The following is a 15,463-nucleotide window of genomic DNA, read 5'->3' on the forward strand; positions in this document are numbered from 1 at the left end:
TTTTGCCTAGAAAAATTGTAATATGTGTCTCTGTTCCAACATCGGCCATGAATAAGGTTAATCTCGTCGTAAGACACACCCGGTATTGAGAACGGCAGAGCAGCACCGGAGCCAGTCATGCTGGAGTTCGAAAATGTCAGCAAGTCCTTCTGGACGGGAACGCAGCGCAAGGTCATCCTTGAGCGTGTGTCTTTCCGTGTGGAAATCGGCGAGTCGATGGGCATTCTGGCGCCCAACGGCACGGGCAAGACGACTCTAATCAACATGATGGCCGGGCTGGAAAAACCCGACGAGGGCGTCATCCGACGCACCTGTAATGTCAGCTTTCCGCTGGGGTTCATGGGCGGCGTCGTCGGCAAGCATTCCGCCATGGAAAACAGCCGCTATATCGCGCGCCTTTACGGCCTGGACCCCGATTATATCGAGGCGTTCTGCCGCTGGCTGTGCGGTCTGGGCGAATATTTCGACCAGCCTCTGGGCACCTACAGTTCCGGAATGCGCGCGCGTTTTTCCTTTGCCCTTATGCTGGCGCTGGATTTCGATATATATCTGATTGACGAAGGTATGCCCAGTTCGACAGATGTCGAATTCAATAAGAAAGCCGGGGATATTCTGCGCGAACGGCTGCGGACGACGACGGTGATCATTGTCTCGCACCAGCCCAAAACGCTGGAAAAATTCGCGCGTTCTGCCGGCGTTCTGATGAACGGTAAGCTGCATATGTTCGACACCTTGGAAGAGGCGAAAAGGCTGTATGACTACGAAACCCAAGGCTAAGAAATTCCGCGTCCGCCGCAGTCAGCCGCTCGCCATGGGCGGCCATCCCAGTGCGGCCTCCGAAGCGCTGGCCACGCCGTTCCCGGCAGCTGAGCCCGCACCAGAGCCCGTGCAAGAGCCCCCCGCCGCAGGCAACAGCGTGCGCAGCCATCTAAGTGCCGTTCGGAACGAAGCAAACGCCGCGCGCGCGCAAGAAACGGCGCAGCCGCCCGCCTTGGAAACCGCCCCCGAAACGGCGAAAAACCCGACAGACATCGCTTCACCCCAGCAAACAAAGGCCGAAAATTCCATCGACGGGATTCGCCGCGAAGGGCTGACCGGGCGCCAATTGCGCATGGCGCGGCGGGTGGCGCAGAAACACGGGCTGGCGCCGACCTCGGATTTCGATGCCGTGCGCCTGCTGCGCGCCAAGGGGATTGATCCGTTCCAGCGCTCGAACATGCTGGAGCTGGTCGCGCCACAAGAACAATCGCCCGCCACCGTCGCGCAGCCACAGATTCAGCTACCGCAGACCGTGCCTGTGGAAAAGCCGCAGTTGCCCTCGACCGAGCTGAGCCCCGCCGAACGGCGCGTGCAGGAAATCAGTGACATTCAGCGCGATATTGCCCGCCGACGCCGGCGCAAATCCATGCTGCTGCTATCGCGCCTGGCGTTCTTTGTGTTGCTGCCGACCCTATTGATGGGCTGGTATTTCTTTCGCGTTGCGACGCCCATGTATGCCACCAAATCCGAGTTTCTGATCCTTGAGGCGGACGCTGTGGGTGGCTCGGCCCTGGGCGGGCTGCTCAGCGGCACACAATTCGCCACCAACCAGGACGCGATCGCCGTCCAGAGCTATCTGCAATCGCGCGACGCCATGCTGAGACTAGAGCAAGACATTGGTTTCAAAGCGCATTTTTCACAAGACTGGATTGACCCGATCCAGCGGCTTGAACCCGGTGCCTCGGATGAGGCGGCCTACTCGATCTTCAAAAACAACGTGAAAATCGGCTATGATCCAACCGAAGGCGTCATCCGCATGGAAGTCGCCGCCGCCGACCCCGCAGTCAGCACAGAGTTTTCCGAACATCTGATTTCCTATGCCGAGGAACGGGTGGACGACCTGTCGCGGCGCAAGCGCGAGGACCAGATGAAAGAGGCCCGCGCCAGCCTGGACGAGGCCAAACGCGAACGACGCGAGGCGCAGATCCGGCTTGTGAAACTGCAAGAGGGCACTTTGCTGGATCCAGAAGGCGAGATCGCCAGCATTCGGGCCCTGATGAATAATGTCGAACTGCAATTGCAGGAAAAAGAGCTGCAACTCCAGACGCTGCTGAACAATGCGCGCCCCTCGAAACCCCGTGTTGACGCGCTGCGAACCGAAATCCGGCTGCTCAAGGACGAACTGGCCAAGCAAAGCGCGCGCCTGACACAGGCCTCCGCTGGCGAATCCTCTCTGGCGGCCAAAGCCGCGCAAATCCAGATCGCTCAGGCGGATCTGGCAACCGCCGATCTGTTCCTGCAATCCGCCCTGCAAAATGAAAAGCAGACCGCGCAAGAGGCCAACCGCCAGGTCCGTTACCTGACCACCAGCGTGCGCCCCGTTGCGCCGGATGATCCGACCTATCCGCGCGCGTTCGAGAACACGCTGCTGGCGTTTCTGATCTTCTCGGGGATCTATCTGATGGTGTCGCTGACCGCGTCAATCCTGCGCGAGCAAGTCTCGACCTGACAGGAGTGCTCGGTTTTTCGCCAAAGGCCCAAAAACCGCGCAGTTCCGCATTGCAGGAATGTTGTAATTCCCCTTTATGGGGGGCATACCGGACTCCAGTTCAACAAATTTTCAGATTTCAAAAAGTGAGATCAAAGTGACCAAACCAATTTATGACGTCACCCCGAATACGTGGGAATTCCTGAAATCTCCGATGATCAAGCCCACAGGGTTTCGCGAATATGACGCGCGCTGGAAATTCCCCGATGAGATCAACCTGCCCGGCATGACCGCCCTGGGCCTGGGGATCGGCACGCAGATGCGCAAACATGGGCTGGAGCCCGTGATCGCCGTCGGCAACGATTATCGCGACTATTCGCTGGCGATAAAAAATGCGCTGGTGATCGGCCTGATGCAGGCCGGCATTCAGGCCAAGGACATCGGCCCCTGCATCACGCCCATGGCCTATTTCAGCCAGTTCCACCTGGATGCGCCCGCCGTGGCCATGGTCACCGCCAGCCACAACCCGAACGGCTGGACCGGCGTGAAAATGGGCTTCCAGCGCCCGCTGACCCACGGCCCCGATGAAATGGCCGAACTGAAAGACATCGTGCTGAACGGCAAAGGCGAACCGGCCCCCGGCGGCAAGTACGAATTCGTCGATGGCGTCTGGGATGCCTATATGGATGACCTGGTGGGCGACTTCAAAATGTCCCGCAAGCTCAAGGTCGTCTGCGCCACCGGCAACGGCACCGCCGCCGCCTTTGGCCCCGCCCTGTTCGAACGCCTGGGCGTCGAGATGGTGGATAGCCACAACACGCTGGACTACACTTTCCCGAATTACAACCCGAACCCAGAAGCCATGGAAATGCTGCATGACATGGCCGACAGCGTAAAGGCATCGGGCGCCGATTTCGCCCTGGGTTTCGACGGTGACGGCGACCGCTGCGGCGTTGTCGATGATGAGGGCGAAGAGATTTTCGCCGATAAGGTCGGCGTCATCATGGCCCGCGATCTGGCCAAGCTCTACCCCGGCTCGACCTTCGTCGCGGATGTGAAATCCACCGGCCTGTTTGCCTCGGATCCTGAACTGCAAAAACACGATATCAAGGCCGACTACTGGAAAACCGGCCACAGCCATATGAAACGCCGCGTGCACGCGCTTGGCGCTCTGGCGGGCTTTGAAAAATCCGGGCACTACTTCTTGGCCGAACCGATTGGCCGCGGCTACGATGACGGGATGCGCGTCGCTGTTGAGATCTGCAAACTGATGGATCGCAACCCCGACATGTCCATGTCCGACCTGCGCAAAGCCCTGCCCAAAACCTGGTCCACGCCAACCATGTCCCCCTATGCCGCGGACGAGGAAAAATACGACATCCTTGACCGTATCGTACAAAAACTGGTGGCCAAGGCAGATGCAGGCGAAACCTTCGCCGGCCAGCCCATCAAAGAGGTCGTCACCGTAAATGGCGCCCGCGTGATCCTGGAAAACGGCTCCTGGGGCCTGGTCCGCGCCTCCTCGAACACCCCCAATCTGGTGGTGGTCTGCGAAAGCAGCACCAGCGAAGACGAAATGCGCGCCATCTTCGCCGAACTCGACACGGTGATCCAGACAGAACCCGGCGTCGGCGAATACGACCAGAAAATCTAAAAACAAAGGCCCGGCACTCCCCGCCGGGCCTCTTTCTTTGCTCTCGAAAATACTCTGGGGGTGAATGGCCGCAGGCCAGAGGGGGCAACGCCCCCTAAACAGCCAGCCCCCGCCCCGTCAGCAAAGCCTCAACCCCCGGCATCCGCCCCCGAAACGCGGTATACAGCGCCTCTGCATCCACCGATCCCCCCCGCGACAGGATATGCGCCTCCAATGCCTGGGCGGTCGCCGTGTCAAACGCATCTCCCGCATCTTCAAACGCTGCAAAAGCATCGGCATCCATGACCTCGGACCACATGTAACTGTAGTACCCCGAACTATACCCATCCCCCGCAAACACATGCGCGAAATGCGGCGTCGCGTGGCGCATGGCGATCTGCCTGGGCATTTCCAACGCATCCAGCACCTGCGCCTGCCTAGCCATCACATCCGCCGGGGCCGCGCCGCGATGGAACGCCAGATCCACCAGCGCCGAGGCCACATATTCCACCGTTGCGAAGCCCTGGTCGAAATTCGCCGCGCCCAGCACCTTCTCCAGCATTTCGGCGGGCATCGGCGCGCCTGTGTCTGCATGGGTTGCGAACTCGGCCAGAACCTCGGGCACTTCCAGCCAGTGTTCGTAAAGCTGGCTGGGCAACTCTACAAAGTCCCGCGCCACCGACGTCCCCGAGACACTCTCATAGGTCACATCCGACAGCATCTGGTGCAGCGCATGACCGAATTCATGGAACAACGTGCGCGCGTCGTCATAGGACAGCAGCGCCGGATCGCCTTTGGCAAAGTTGCACACGTTGATCACCACGGGCGTCTGCACCTTGGGAAACTTCGCCTGCGCGCGCATGGCCGAACACCACGCCCCCGACCGTTTCGAGCCGCGCGCAAAATAATCCCCGATGAATACGGCCACATGCTTGCCGTTCCGGGTCACCTCCCATGCGCGGCAATCGGGGTGGTACAAAGGCACATCCAGAGGCGAAAACTCTAGCCCAAACAACCTGTTAGCGCAGGCAAAGGATGCCTCAATCATCCGGTCCAATTGCAGGTATGGCTTCAGCGCGGCCTCGTCCAGGTCGTGTTCGGCCTTGCGGCGGCGCGCAGCGTAATAGTGCCAGTCCCAGGGCTCAAGATCGCCATTGATGCCATCGGCGTGCATCATCTCTTGCAACACTTTGGCGTCCGCTTCGGCGCGCGCCTTGGCCGGTTCCCACACGGCCAGCAGCAATTCCTCGACACGCGCGGGCGTCTTGGCCATTTCGGTTTCCAGCTTGTAATCGGCGAAACTGTCATAGCCCAGCAGCGCGGCGCGTTCTTCGCGCAGCGACAGGATTTCAGCGGCGATCTGGCGGTTGTCCGTCTTACCGCCATTGGCCCCGCGCGCCACAAAGGCGGCATAGGCGCGCTGCCGCAGATCGCGGCGCGGCGAGAATTGCAAAAACGGAGTAATAATCGAGCGCGACAACGTCACCACCGGCCCATCCGTGCCCTTTTCCCGCCCAGCGGCCCGCATCGCATTGATAACGAAACCGGGCAGGCCCTCCAGATCGGTCTCGGTCAGTTCCATGAACCAGCCTCGTTCATCCGCCAGCAGATTCTGCGTAAAGGCCGTGCCCAGACTGGCCAGCTTGCCCTTGATCTGAGCCATGCGAGTGTCCTCGGCGCCGTTCAGCGCCGCGCCTGCGCGAACAAAGCCGCGATGCGTCAGCATCAGCACCCGCTGCTGCTCGTCAGTCAGGTTCAAATCCTCATGACGCGCCCACAGATCCGCGATCCGCGCGAACAACGCCTTATTGGACGAAATCGCCGCAAAATGCGCCGCCAGTTTGGGCGAGAAAGCGACTTGCAGTTCCTCACGCTCGGGGTTGCTGTCGGCCCCTGCGACGGTGAAAAACACCGAAAGAACCTTATCCAGATCCGAGCCCGCGGCCTCCATTGCTTCGATTGTGTTGGCGAATGTCGGCGCTTCGGGAGTCTCCGCAATGGCGGCAATCTCGGCCTGATGGGTTTCCAAAGCCTGAGCAAAAGCCGGGGCAAAATCCGCGTCCCCGATGGCATTGAACGGGGCAATTTCAAACGGGGTTTCCCAGGCGGACAAAAGCGGGTTGGTCATACACGGTCTCCTTTGGGATCACAGGTAATCATGCGCGGGCCACGCGTCCATATCGCCTAACCCGTTTCGCCACAAACCGGGCAATCGGTGCGTTTTTTAAGGGTAATTTTACGGGTTTCGCCCCACAGCGCATCATAGATCAGCATCTCTCCGCGCAAAAGCGCCCCCGCGCCGGTGATCAGCTTCACGGCTTCGACCGCCATCATGGTCCCGATGACCCCCGGCAAGGGCCCGATCACGCCCGCCTCGGCACAAGAAGGTGCCAGTCCGGGCGCTGGTGCCTGAGGAAAAACGCATTGATAGCAGGGGCCAGCCTGCGCCGGATCGAACACGCTCAGCTGTCCCTCCCATTGCGACAAAGCACCGGATATCAAGGGCTTACCTGCGTGCACCGCGGCCTCATTCGCCAAATATCGGGTCGCAAAATTATCCGTCCCGTCAAGGATCAGGTCATATTCGGCAAACAGATCGCGCGCCAATTCCGCCGTCAGACGACGATGATAAGGCCGCACCTGAACAAAGGGATTTTGCGCCTCCATCGCCTTCTGCGCCGAGAACACCTTAGGCATTCCGATCGCCGCATCGGGGTGAATCACCTGCCGTTGCAGATTGGAATTATCGACCTCATCATCGTCAATCACCCCGATCACCCCCACCCCGGCCGCCGCCAGATACAGCAACACGGGCGAGCCCAGCCCTCCCGCTCCGATCACCAGAACCTTGGCGTTTTTCAGGCGTTTCTGCCCCTTTCCGCCGATCTCACGCAGCACGATATGACGGGCATAACGGTTCAATTCCGTCTCGGAAAACGCGCCTCGCTCTTTGGGGTGACGGCACTGAGCCCCCCCCATCCGGGCGGCCCGGCCCCGCAGCCACCTAAGCCCCGCACGGTACAGCAGAACCAACCCGCTCACCCCGCCGAAAATCAGCCAGGGTGCCGCCTGCCCCCCCGTCGCCAGACGCAGCGCATGTCCGTCCGGAAACACCAGATGCAAGGCAACAACAGCCGCCCATAGCACCGCCAGCATGACCATGCGCACCCGTATAGGCGCCCCCATCACCACACCGATCCCCCAAAGGACCGCGGCCAGTGTCAGAACCAGCGCCATCAGCCGCGCCCGGTCGAGCCAAACCCGCCCGCGCCGCGCACCGTCCGCGACAAATCCCCCACCATCTCAAAGCGCGCCTGCACCACGGGGGCCACAATCATCTGCGCAATCCGGTCCCCGTGCTGCACCTGAAACGCGGCCTCTCCAGCATTCATCACAATCACCCCCAAAGGCCCCCGATAATCGCTGTCAATCGTACCGGGACTATTGGGCAGCGTAATCCCATGCTTCAGCGCCAACCCAGACCGAGGCCGCAACTGCACCTCATACCCCCCCGGAATCTCAAGCCGCAGCCCCGTCGGAATCAATGCCCGCGCCCCCGGTGCCAGAAACACGCCCACATCCCGCAAATCCAAACCGAAATTCGCCCGCAAATCGGCCCCCGCCGCCCCCGCGCTCTCATAACTGGGCAGCGCCAGCGTCCTGTCTGCCTCGTCCGTCCAGGTCAGTGCAACGGTTACCATTTGGGCCCATCCCCTTCTTTGCTCTGCAAATACTCAATCCAAGGCATCGGCAATCCGCGCCGCCAGCCGTTGTGCCACCGCCTCTTTGGCCATTCTCGGCCAATCCTCAACGCCTGTTTCGCTGATAATATGCACCGTGTTCTGCGCCCCGCCAAAAGTGCCGGTGCCGGGCGCGACATCGTTGGCCACAATCCAGTCGCAGCCCTTGCGCGCCCGCTTGGCGGTCGCGTTTTCGATCACGTCATCGGTCTCGGCGGCGAATCCCACAACCAGACCGGGCCTGCCCTGCGTCATCTGGCTGATCGTCGCCAGAATATCGGGGTTTTCAGCAAAGCTCAGCGTTGGGATTTCCCCATTTTGCTTTTTCATTTTCGAGTTGGCCGCGTCCACCACCCGCCAATCGGCCACAGCGGCAGCAAAGATGGCCACATCCGCAGGCAAGGCCGCCTGAACGGCCTCCAGCATCTGCCGGGCGGTCTCGATCCGCACCACCTGCACGCCCTCTGGCGCAGGCACATCGGCGGGGCCGGTCACGAACACCACCTCGGCGCCCATGGCAGCCAGCGCGCGGGCAATCGCCGTGCCCTGCGCCCCCGACGAACGGTTCGAGATATACCGCACCGGGTCAATCGGCTCCTGCGTCGGCCCCGAGGTCACGATAACCCGTTTGCCCTTCAACGGCCCATCCGACAGGGCGGCCTCGGCGGCGGCAACAATTTCCAGCGGCTCGGACATGCGTCCGGGGCCATATTCGCCGCAGGCCATATCCCCCTTATCCGGGCCGATCAGGCCGATACCATCAGCCTGCAAAAGCGCCAGATTGCGCTGGGTCGCGGGGTGCTTCCACATACGCACATTCATCGCCGGAGCAATCATCACAGGCGTATCCGTCGCCATCAGCAGGGTCGAGCCCATGTCATCCGCGTGCCCCCCCGCCATTTTGGCCATCAGATCGGCCGTGGCAGGCGCGACCACGATCAGATCGGCACTACGAGACAGCTGGATATGACCCATTTCAGCCTCATCCGTCAGATCGAACAGATCGTCATGGACTTTCTCTCCGGCCACGGCAGACAGGCTGAGCGGGGTCACGAACTGTTTGGCCGCGCGGGTCAGAACGGGCGTCACGGCCGCCCCGCGCTCACGCAGGCGCCGGATCAGCTCGGGCGTTTTATAGGCTGCGATTCCGCCCCCGATGATCAACAAAATCCGCTTGTTTGCCAGCATTTCTGCCCCCTTGGATAGACCCGGCAGACACTAGGGCGCAGCGGCTGGGCTGACAAGAGCACGAAAGGGCGCTAACGGAATGCTTTGCAGGGATCTTCGCGCGGAACTGTCTGCGAAGACAGGGTCAGGTCGTAATTGGGATCGGGGTGGGTGTCTTCTTCGGTCTGGCCAATCACAAAGACCGGCGTCTGCGGGGACACATGGCGCAGAAAGGCGGGGACGCCCCAATCCTTGCGCGCGTGGCCATTGCCCAGAATGACGGCAACCGGCCCGCCCGTTTCCCGCAGCGCACGCAGCGTTGCGCGCGCCAGATTGGCATCGCGCAGGCGTTGCAGCCCCACCATTGCGGGCAGCAGACTGTCGGGCAGAGCGTTACAATGCGCCTCCATCTGCAAGGTTTCGCGGGTCTGCTGCTGGTCTGCGGGCAGCGGATCGGCCAGCCCGAAACGCGGCGCGTCGGGGCCGAACCAACTGGCGATCCCCTCTTTCATCGCACTGCGCGCGGCGTCACGCGGAACCGCCCCGCCATAGATCGCCCCCCCCGAGGCCGCGATAATCGGGTGATACATGGCAAAATCCGGCCAGCCGGACTGCGCCCAGTTCAACGCCTCGGCCAGCCCCTGACGATCATGGCGATTCTCATCGGTGATCAGCCCGGCCTGCGCAGAGGTCAGCATTTCAAACACGACGGCACGCGGGGACAGCCGCGCCACATAGGCCGCTTGCCGCGCATGGTGGTGCGGGTTATCGTGGATCTCGCCCAGCAGCACGATTTGCGCCTGCAGAGCCGCCTCCGGAACGGGCCCATCCTGCGCGCACAAAGGCCCCGCCCCCAACAGCGCGGCGATCAGTAGTAGATGTTTCATGACAGCAGGTCATGCACCTCTTGGGATTTCTCTTCAAGCTGTTTGCGCATTTTGGCAAAGGCTGCGGCCTCTAGCTGGCGCACGCGTTCCTTGGACAGGTTCAGTTCTTTGCCCAGCGATTCCAGCGTCCGCCCCGGTTCGCGCAATTTGCGTTCGCGGATGATGAACTGTTCGCGCTCGTTCAACGCCGAGATCGCCTCGATCAACCATTCACGCAGGGCCTCGCGATCGTGTTCCGCTTCGACAATTTCCGAGGATTGCGCTCCGTCATCTTCCAGCGTGTCGATCCATTCGCGGCCCTCGTCCTCGGTGGATTGCGTCGCATTCAGCGAGAAATCCGAGCCCGACAGGCGGCCCTCCATCATCTCGACATCGCGCAGCGGCACCCCGATTTCCGAGGACACCTTCTGCCGCAACTGGTGCCGGTCCAGCTCTTCGCCACTGGCCTGGGCTTCGCGCTCCAGCCGGGCCTGCACGCGGCGCAGGTTGAAGAACAGAGATTTCTGCGACGAGGTAGAGCCCGTCCGCACCATCGACCAGTTGCGCATCACATAGTCCTGGATGCTAGCCTTGATCCACCAGACAGCATAGGTGGAAAACCGCACGCCGCGATCCGGGTCAAACTTGTCTGCGGCCTTCATCAGGCCCAGGCCCGCCTCTTGGATCAGGTCATTGCGGGAGGCGCCGTAGCGTTTGTATTTCGATGCCATCGAGATGGCCAAACGCATGTAGGCCGTGATCAGACGATGCAGCGCGGCCTCGTCTCGTTCGTCCCGCCAGGCATAGGCAAGCTTCAGTTCGGTTTCCGCGTCCAGCAGCTCTGCCTTCATGGCAACGCGGGACAGGGACATTTCATTTGGTAGATCAAGTGCCATGGTAACCACCCCAGACTTGGAACGAAAGTCAGACCCCTTTCTCATTAGGGACTGGAATGTTACGCACAGCAAGGCGGATTGGTTCACAAAAAGGTGTAGAGAAAATGCTTGATAAGCTGACCCTCGTGTTGGGCGGGACCGGGTCGGGCAAGTCCCTATGGGCCGAAACGCTGGTGCGACAGGCCGCGCAAGACCGGGTTTATCTTGCGACGGCAAGGGTTTGGGACGATGAAATGCGCCTGAAAGTAGACAGGCACATTGCCCAGCGCGGCCCCGGCTGGACCACGATCGAAGCACCGATGCACATCGGACCTGCGCTGATGCAGGCCCGCCCCGATCAGGTGGTACTGCTGGATTGTGCAACGATGTGGCTGTCCAATCACCTGCTGGAAAACTCGGACCTGGCCACCGAAGAAGCGCAGTTTCTGGCCGCACTTGAGGCGTGCCAAGCGCCGGTCGTCGTTGTCTCGAACGAGGTGGGCATGTCGGTTGTCCCAGAAAACGCGCTGGCCCGCCGGTTTCGCGATGCGCAGGGCGCGCTGAACCAGAAACTGGCCGCCCAGGCTGGGCTGGTCGTCACCGTCATGGCAGGATTGCCCCTGCCCCTGAAAGGAACCCTGCCATGAGCCGTTTTTTCTGGGTCCGCCATGGCCCAACCCACGCGCAGGCCATGGTCGGCTGGACGGATTTGCCCGCCGATCTGTCCGACACGGCCCAAATCGCGCGGCTGGATGCCCATCTGCCGCAGCAGGCTGTGCTGGTGTCCTCGGATCTGTCGCGCGCCGCAGACACCGCCAGCGCCATTGCCGGACAGCGCCAGCGTTTGCCGCATGACCCTGCCCTGCGCGAGATTAACTTTGGCGCCTGGGAAATGCAGCGTTTCACCGAAATCGAGGACCAGGCCCTGGCCCGCGCCTACTGGGAAACGCCAGGGGATACCCGACCGCCGGAGGGCGAAAGCTGGAATGACATTTCAGCCCGCGTTCACCGGGCCGTGGATCGGCTGACCGCAGCGCATCCCGGCCGCGATATCATCGTCGTCGCGCATTTCGGTGTGATCCTGACACAGGTCCAGCGCGCCCTGGGCATCTCAGCGTATGAGACATTCTCGCACAAGATCGACAACCTGTCCGTCACCGAGATTCACAAACACGAAGGGCACTGGACGGCCAAAACAATTAATCACAATCCGTGATGAATTCACCAACAATATTTCACTACTCCTGATGAAACGCTCTGGTCTATCCTGCCCCCAATCATAGGCGAAAGGGACATAGATGAGCTACGATTTATTTCTTGGGGACAGAACTTTTTCCAGCTGGTCGCTGCGAGGCTGGCTGATGTTTGAAAAATTCGGCATTCCGGTGAATTCCCATATGGTCGGCCTGTATGACGGCACCCTGGCCGAAGATCTATCCGAGCTGGCCCCCGCCCGTCTGGTCCCTGCGATGCGAACCCCCGATGGCATCGTCATCGGAGAGACCCTGGCCATGGCCGAAACCCTGGCCGAGCGTCACCCTGAAGCGCAGATGTGGCCTGCGGATCCGGCGGCCCGCGCCTTGGCGCGCTGGCTGGCCGCAGAAATGCACGCAGGATTCAGTGCGCTGCGCAATGAATGCCCGATGCAACTGCTGCACCAATATGACATGTCGCCCAGCGATGCGGTGAAAAAAGACCTGTCCCGCCTGGCCGAGCTGTGGGCTCTGGCGCGCACGAAATACGGCAATACCGGGCCCTGGCTGTTCGGCAAATACTCGTTGGCGGATGCGTTCTATGCCCCCGTTGCGGCCCGGATCGCGGGGTACGGCCTGCCCGTCCGCCCTTTGATGCAGCAATATGTCGAAACCACCCTGTCCGATCCGGCCTTTCGCCGCTGGCGCGCCATGGGGCTGACGAAAACCTATGATCCGGTGCCCTACGCGATGGACCTGCCCACACGCGCCTGGCCCGGCCCGCAGGGACTGCCTGCACAGCCCGTGGAAACGGGCACGCCCGAGAATGCCTCCTGCCCCTATTCCGGTGGCGCGATCACGCATATGGCAGATTTCGGCGGGCGTATCTTTGGCTTCTGCAATGCGTTCTGCCGAGACAAAACGGTGAACGATCCCATGGCCTGGCCAAAATTCGCAGCGCTTCTCTGAGCGGTTAACCATTCTTCAATCTTCCCCGCGCTACGCTTTGTTAACCTTGGTGGAGAGGGAAGATCATGGTTTCTCGGGCCTATACCGTCGCGTTCGAGGGCGTCAGCGCCCGCCCTGTCGAGGTGCAATGCGCCGTCACCCCCGGTATGCCCGCCTTTTCCATCGTGGGCCTGCCGGACAAAGCCGTATCCGAGGCGCGCGACCGCGTGCGCACCGCTTTGGCGGCGCTGGCGATCGCGCTGCCCTCGAAGCGGATCACGATCAACCTGTCCCCGGCCGATTTACCCAAAGAGGGCAGCCATTTCGATCTGCCGATCGCCATAGCCCTGCTGGCGGCGCTGGACATCATCCCCAACGATGCCGCCGAGGGCACAACCGCGCTGGGGGAACTTTCGCTTGACGGCTCTCTGGTGCCGGTCATTGGCGCCCTGCCCGCCGCCATGTCCGCCGCCGAGGATGAGCGCCAATTGCTGTGCCCCAAAGGCTCGGGGGCCGAGGCCGCCTGGGTCGGAGCCTGTCAGGTCATCGCCGCCCCCGGCCTGGCCGATGTGGTACGCCATTACACCGGCCAATCCCCCCTGCCCCCCGCCCAACCCGGAGAGATTTTCGAAGACCCCCAAGGCCGCTGCCTGCGCGATGTCAAAGGCCAGGAACGGGCCAAACGCGCGCTGGAAATTGCCGCCGCCGGGCGACATCACCTGATGATGATCGGCACGCCCGGATCGGGGAAATCCATGCTGGCCGCGCGCCTGCCCAGCATCATGCCGCCGCTGACCGCCGGCGAGGCGCTGGAAACCTCGATGATCCATTCGCTGGCCGGGCTTCTGGACGAGGGCGGTATTTCCCGCACCCGCCCATTCCGCGAGCCGCACCACACGGCCTCGATGGCGGCAATTGTCGGCGGCGGGCGCGGGGCCAAACCCGGCGAAGTCAGTCTGGCCCATAATGGCGTGCTGTTCATGGACGAATTCCCCGAATTCCCCCGCGCCGTTCTGGAAACCCTGCGCCAACCGATTGAAACCGGGCAGATCATGGTCTCGCGCGCCAATGCCCATGTGAAATACCCGTGCAAATTCATGCTGGTGGCTGCGGCAAACCCCTGTAAATGCGGATTTTTATCCGATCCCGCTCGCGCCTGTTCGCGCGCGCCCATCTGCGGCGAGGACTACCTGAGCAGAATCAGCGGCCCCTTGATGGATCGGTTCGATTTGCGGGTGGATGTGCCGCCTGTCTCTTTTGCGGATCTGGATTTGCCGCCCAGCGGGGACAGTTCAGCCACCATCGCCGCCCGCGTCCAAGAGGCACGCGCCCGACAGGCAGAGCGCTATGAAAATAAAGGCTCTACGCAGTTGAACTCCGATATCGAAGGGGAAACGCTGGAACATGTCGCAACGCCAGATGCCGCTGGCAAAGAGCTGCTGAACAAAGCCGCCCAGCACTTTGGCCTGTCCGCGCGCGGCTATCATCGGATTTTGCGGGTCGCGCGGACGATTGCCGATCTGGATGGCGCCGACTGCGTCCAGCGCGATCACGTGGCCGAGGCAGTCTCTTACCGCCTCAGCGCCCCGCGCGGAGGTTAGGCCCGTTTCGCCTCGATCGCGTCCCAAATCAGAGCGGCCGTGTTCGTTCCGTCGAACCGTTCCAGTTCCTGAATGCCAGTGGGCGAGGTCACGTTAATTTCAGTCAGATAATCGCCGATTACGTCGATTCCGACGAAAACCTGACCTTTTTCTTTCAGGCGCGGGCCAATCGTGGCGCAGATTTCCAGATCGCGCTCGGTCAGGCCAATTTTTTCAGGCCGCCCGCCCACATGCATGTTCGACCGGGTTTCCCCCGCCTGCGGTACGCGATTGATGGCCCCTACCGGCGCGCCGTCCACCAGGATGACACGTTTGTCCCCATTCGCAACGGCGGGCAGATATTTCTGCACGATCAGCGGCTCACGCGAGAACCCGGTGAACAGTTCATGCAAAGAGCTGAGGTTTCTATCGCTTTCGGTCAACCGGAACACGCCAGCCCCGCCATTGCCGTAAAGTGGCTTTAGAATCACATCGCCGTGTTTGTCCTTGAACGCCCGAATCGTCGCAAGATCCCGTGCGATCGTGGTCGGAGGCATCAACTGCGGGAAATCCAGTATCATCAGCTTTTCCGGATAGTTCCGCACCCAGAAAGGATCATTCACAACCAGTGTGTCAGGGTGGATTCGCTCCAACAGATGGGTCGTCGTGATATAGAACATGTCAAAGGGCGGATCCTGCCGCAGCCAGACAACATCAACCTCCGACAGATCAACACTCTGTTCCGCGCCCAGGGAGTAGTGATCCCCAACGATTCTCTGCACAGTCAGAGGCCAGCCGCGTGCAGTCACGCGCCCTTCTTCATAGGCCAGCTTGTCCGGCGTGTAATAGAACAGCTCGTGCCCCCGCGCCTGCGCCTCCAGCGCAATGCGGAACGTGCTGTCGGCGTTAATGTCAATCGGCCCGATCGGGTCCATCTGAAAGGCGATTTTCATGGCCATCCCCGTTGTTGCTCGTCCATTACATGGCGCAAGCA

General features: G+C 61.4%; 14 protein-coding genes. 7 read left to right on the forward strand and 7 right to left on the reverse strand.

All coding sequences use genetic code 11. From position 1 onward, the window contains the following. Window positions 1-117: 117 nt before the first annotated feature. The 3 genes from ACP15O_RS04925 to ACP15O_RS04935 all read left to right on the forward strand — a co-directional run bounded on the left by ACP15O_RS04925 (window position 118) and on the right by ACP15O_RS04935 (window position 4,121). Window positions 118-777, forward strand: a complete 660-nt coding sequence (locus ACP15O_RS04925) for an ABC transporter ATP-binding protein (protein WP_425094930.1) — start codon at window positions 118-120, stop codon at window positions 775-777. After that, a complete protein-coding gene (locus tag ACP15O_RS04930; protein WP_425094931.1) occupies window positions 755-2,488 on the forward strand; it encodes a KpsE/RkpR family capsule polysaccharide export protein in 1,734 nt (577 codons plus the stop codon). The genes ACP15O_RS04925 and ACP15O_RS04930 overlap by 23 nt, the downstream gene beginning before the upstream one ends. A gap of 136 nt (window positions 2,489-2,624) precedes the next feature. Further along, window positions 2,625-4,121 (forward strand): phosphomannomutase/phosphoglucomutase, encoded by a 1,497-nt coding sequence (locus ACP15O_RS04935; RefSeq protein ID WP_425094932.1) that lies wholly within the window; start codon window positions 2,625-2,627, stop codon window positions 4,119-4,121. 94 nt (window positions 4,122-4,215) lie between these two features. On the opposite strand, the gene ACP15O_RS04940 is transcribed toward ACP15O_RS04935, so the two are convergent. From ACP15O_RS04940 to ACP15O_RS04965, 6 genes are all read right to left on the reverse strand, one after another. After that, on the reverse strand, window positions 4,216-6,228 hold the full coding sequence (locus ACP15O_RS04940) for a M3 family metallopeptidase (RefSeq protein WP_425094933.1): 2,013 nt from the start codon (window positions 6,226-6,228) through the stop codon (window positions 4,216-4,218). 56 nt (window positions 6,229-6,284) lie between these two features. Then, window positions 6,285-7,337: a HesA/MoeB/ThiF family protein gene (locus tag ACP15O_RS04945; RefSeq protein WP_425094934.1), complete on the reverse strand. Its 1,053-nt coding sequence runs from the start codon at window positions 7,335-7,337 to the stop codon at window positions 6,285-6,287. Next, window positions 7,337-7,801 (reverse strand): dUTP diphosphatase, encoded by a 465-nt coding sequence (gene dut, locus ACP15O_RS04950; RefSeq protein ID WP_425094935.1) that lies wholly within the window; start codon window positions 7,799-7,801, stop codon window positions 7,337-7,339. The genes ACP15O_RS04945 and dut overlap by 1 nt, the downstream gene beginning before the upstream one ends. A gap of 33 nt (window positions 7,802-7,834) precedes the next feature. Continuing rightward, window positions 7,835-9,028, reverse strand: coding sequence for a bifunctional phosphopantothenoylcysteine decarboxylase/phosphopantothenate--cysteine ligase CoaBC (gene coaBC / locus ACP15O_RS04955; protein ID WP_425094936.1), 1,194 nt, complete (start codon window positions 9,026-9,028; stop codon window positions 7,835-7,837). A gap of 71 nt (window positions 9,029-9,099) precedes the next feature. Next, window positions 9,100-9,894, reverse strand: coding sequence for a ChaN family lipoprotein (locus tag ACP15O_RS04960; RefSeq protein WP_425094937.1), 795 nt, complete (start codon window positions 9,892-9,894; stop codon window positions 9,100-9,102). Beyond that, complete coding sequence (locus ACP15O_RS04965; RefSeq protein ID WP_425094938.1) at window positions 9,891-10,769, reverse strand: RNA polymerase factor sigma-32; 879 nt, start codon at window positions 10,767-10,769, stop codon at window positions 9,891-9,893. The genes ACP15O_RS04960 and ACP15O_RS04965 overlap by 4 nt, the downstream gene beginning before the upstream one ends. A gap of 104 nt (window positions 10,770-10,873) precedes the next feature. On the opposite strand from ACP15O_RS04965, the gene cobU reads away from it, so the two are divergent. The 4 genes from cobU to ACP15O_RS04985 all read left to right on the forward strand — a co-directional run bounded on the left by cobU (window position 10,874) and on the right by ACP15O_RS04985 (window position 14,490). Beyond that, window positions 10,874-11,395, forward strand: coding sequence for a bifunctional adenosylcobinamide kinase/adenosylcobinamide-phosphate guanylyltransferase (gene cobU / locus ACP15O_RS04970; protein ID WP_425094939.1), 522 nt, complete (start codon window positions 10,874-10,876; stop codon window positions 11,393-11,395). Then, window positions 11,392-11,964, forward strand: a complete 573-nt coding sequence (locus tag ACP15O_RS04975; RefSeq protein ID WP_425094940.1) for a histidine phosphatase family protein — start codon at window positions 11,392-11,394, stop codon at window positions 11,962-11,964. Before cobU ends, ACP15O_RS04975 begins: the two co-directional genes overlap by 4 nt. Window positions 11,965-12,046: 82 nt before the next feature. Next, window positions 12,047-12,910, forward strand: a complete 864-nt coding sequence (locus ACP15O_RS04980) for a glutathione S-transferase (RefSeq protein ID WP_425094941.1) — start codon at window positions 12,047-12,049, stop codon at window positions 12,908-12,910. A 65-nt stretch (window positions 12,911-12,975) separates the two neighbouring features. Next, entirely contained in the window at window positions 12,976-14,490 is a 1,515-nt protein-coding gene (locus tag ACP15O_RS04985) for a YifB family Mg chelatase-like AAA ATPase (protein ID WP_425094942.1), read from the forward strand. Here the strand turns inward: ACP15O_RS04985 and gshB are convergent. After that, on the reverse strand, window positions 14,487-15,422 hold the full coding sequence (gene gshB / locus ACP15O_RS04990; RefSeq protein ID WP_425094943.1) for a glutathione synthase: 936 nt from the start codon (window positions 15,420-15,422) through the stop codon (window positions 14,487-14,489). The genes ACP15O_RS04985 and gshB overlap by 4 nt on opposite strands. Window positions 15,423-15,463: the final 41 nt, after the last annotated feature.

The sequence above is a fragment of the Youngimonas ophiurae (nom. illeg.) genome, from assembly GCF_049803795.1.
Classification (GTDB): Bacteria; Pseudomonadota; Alphaproteobacteria; order Rhodobacterales; family Rhodobacteraceae; genus Thalassobius.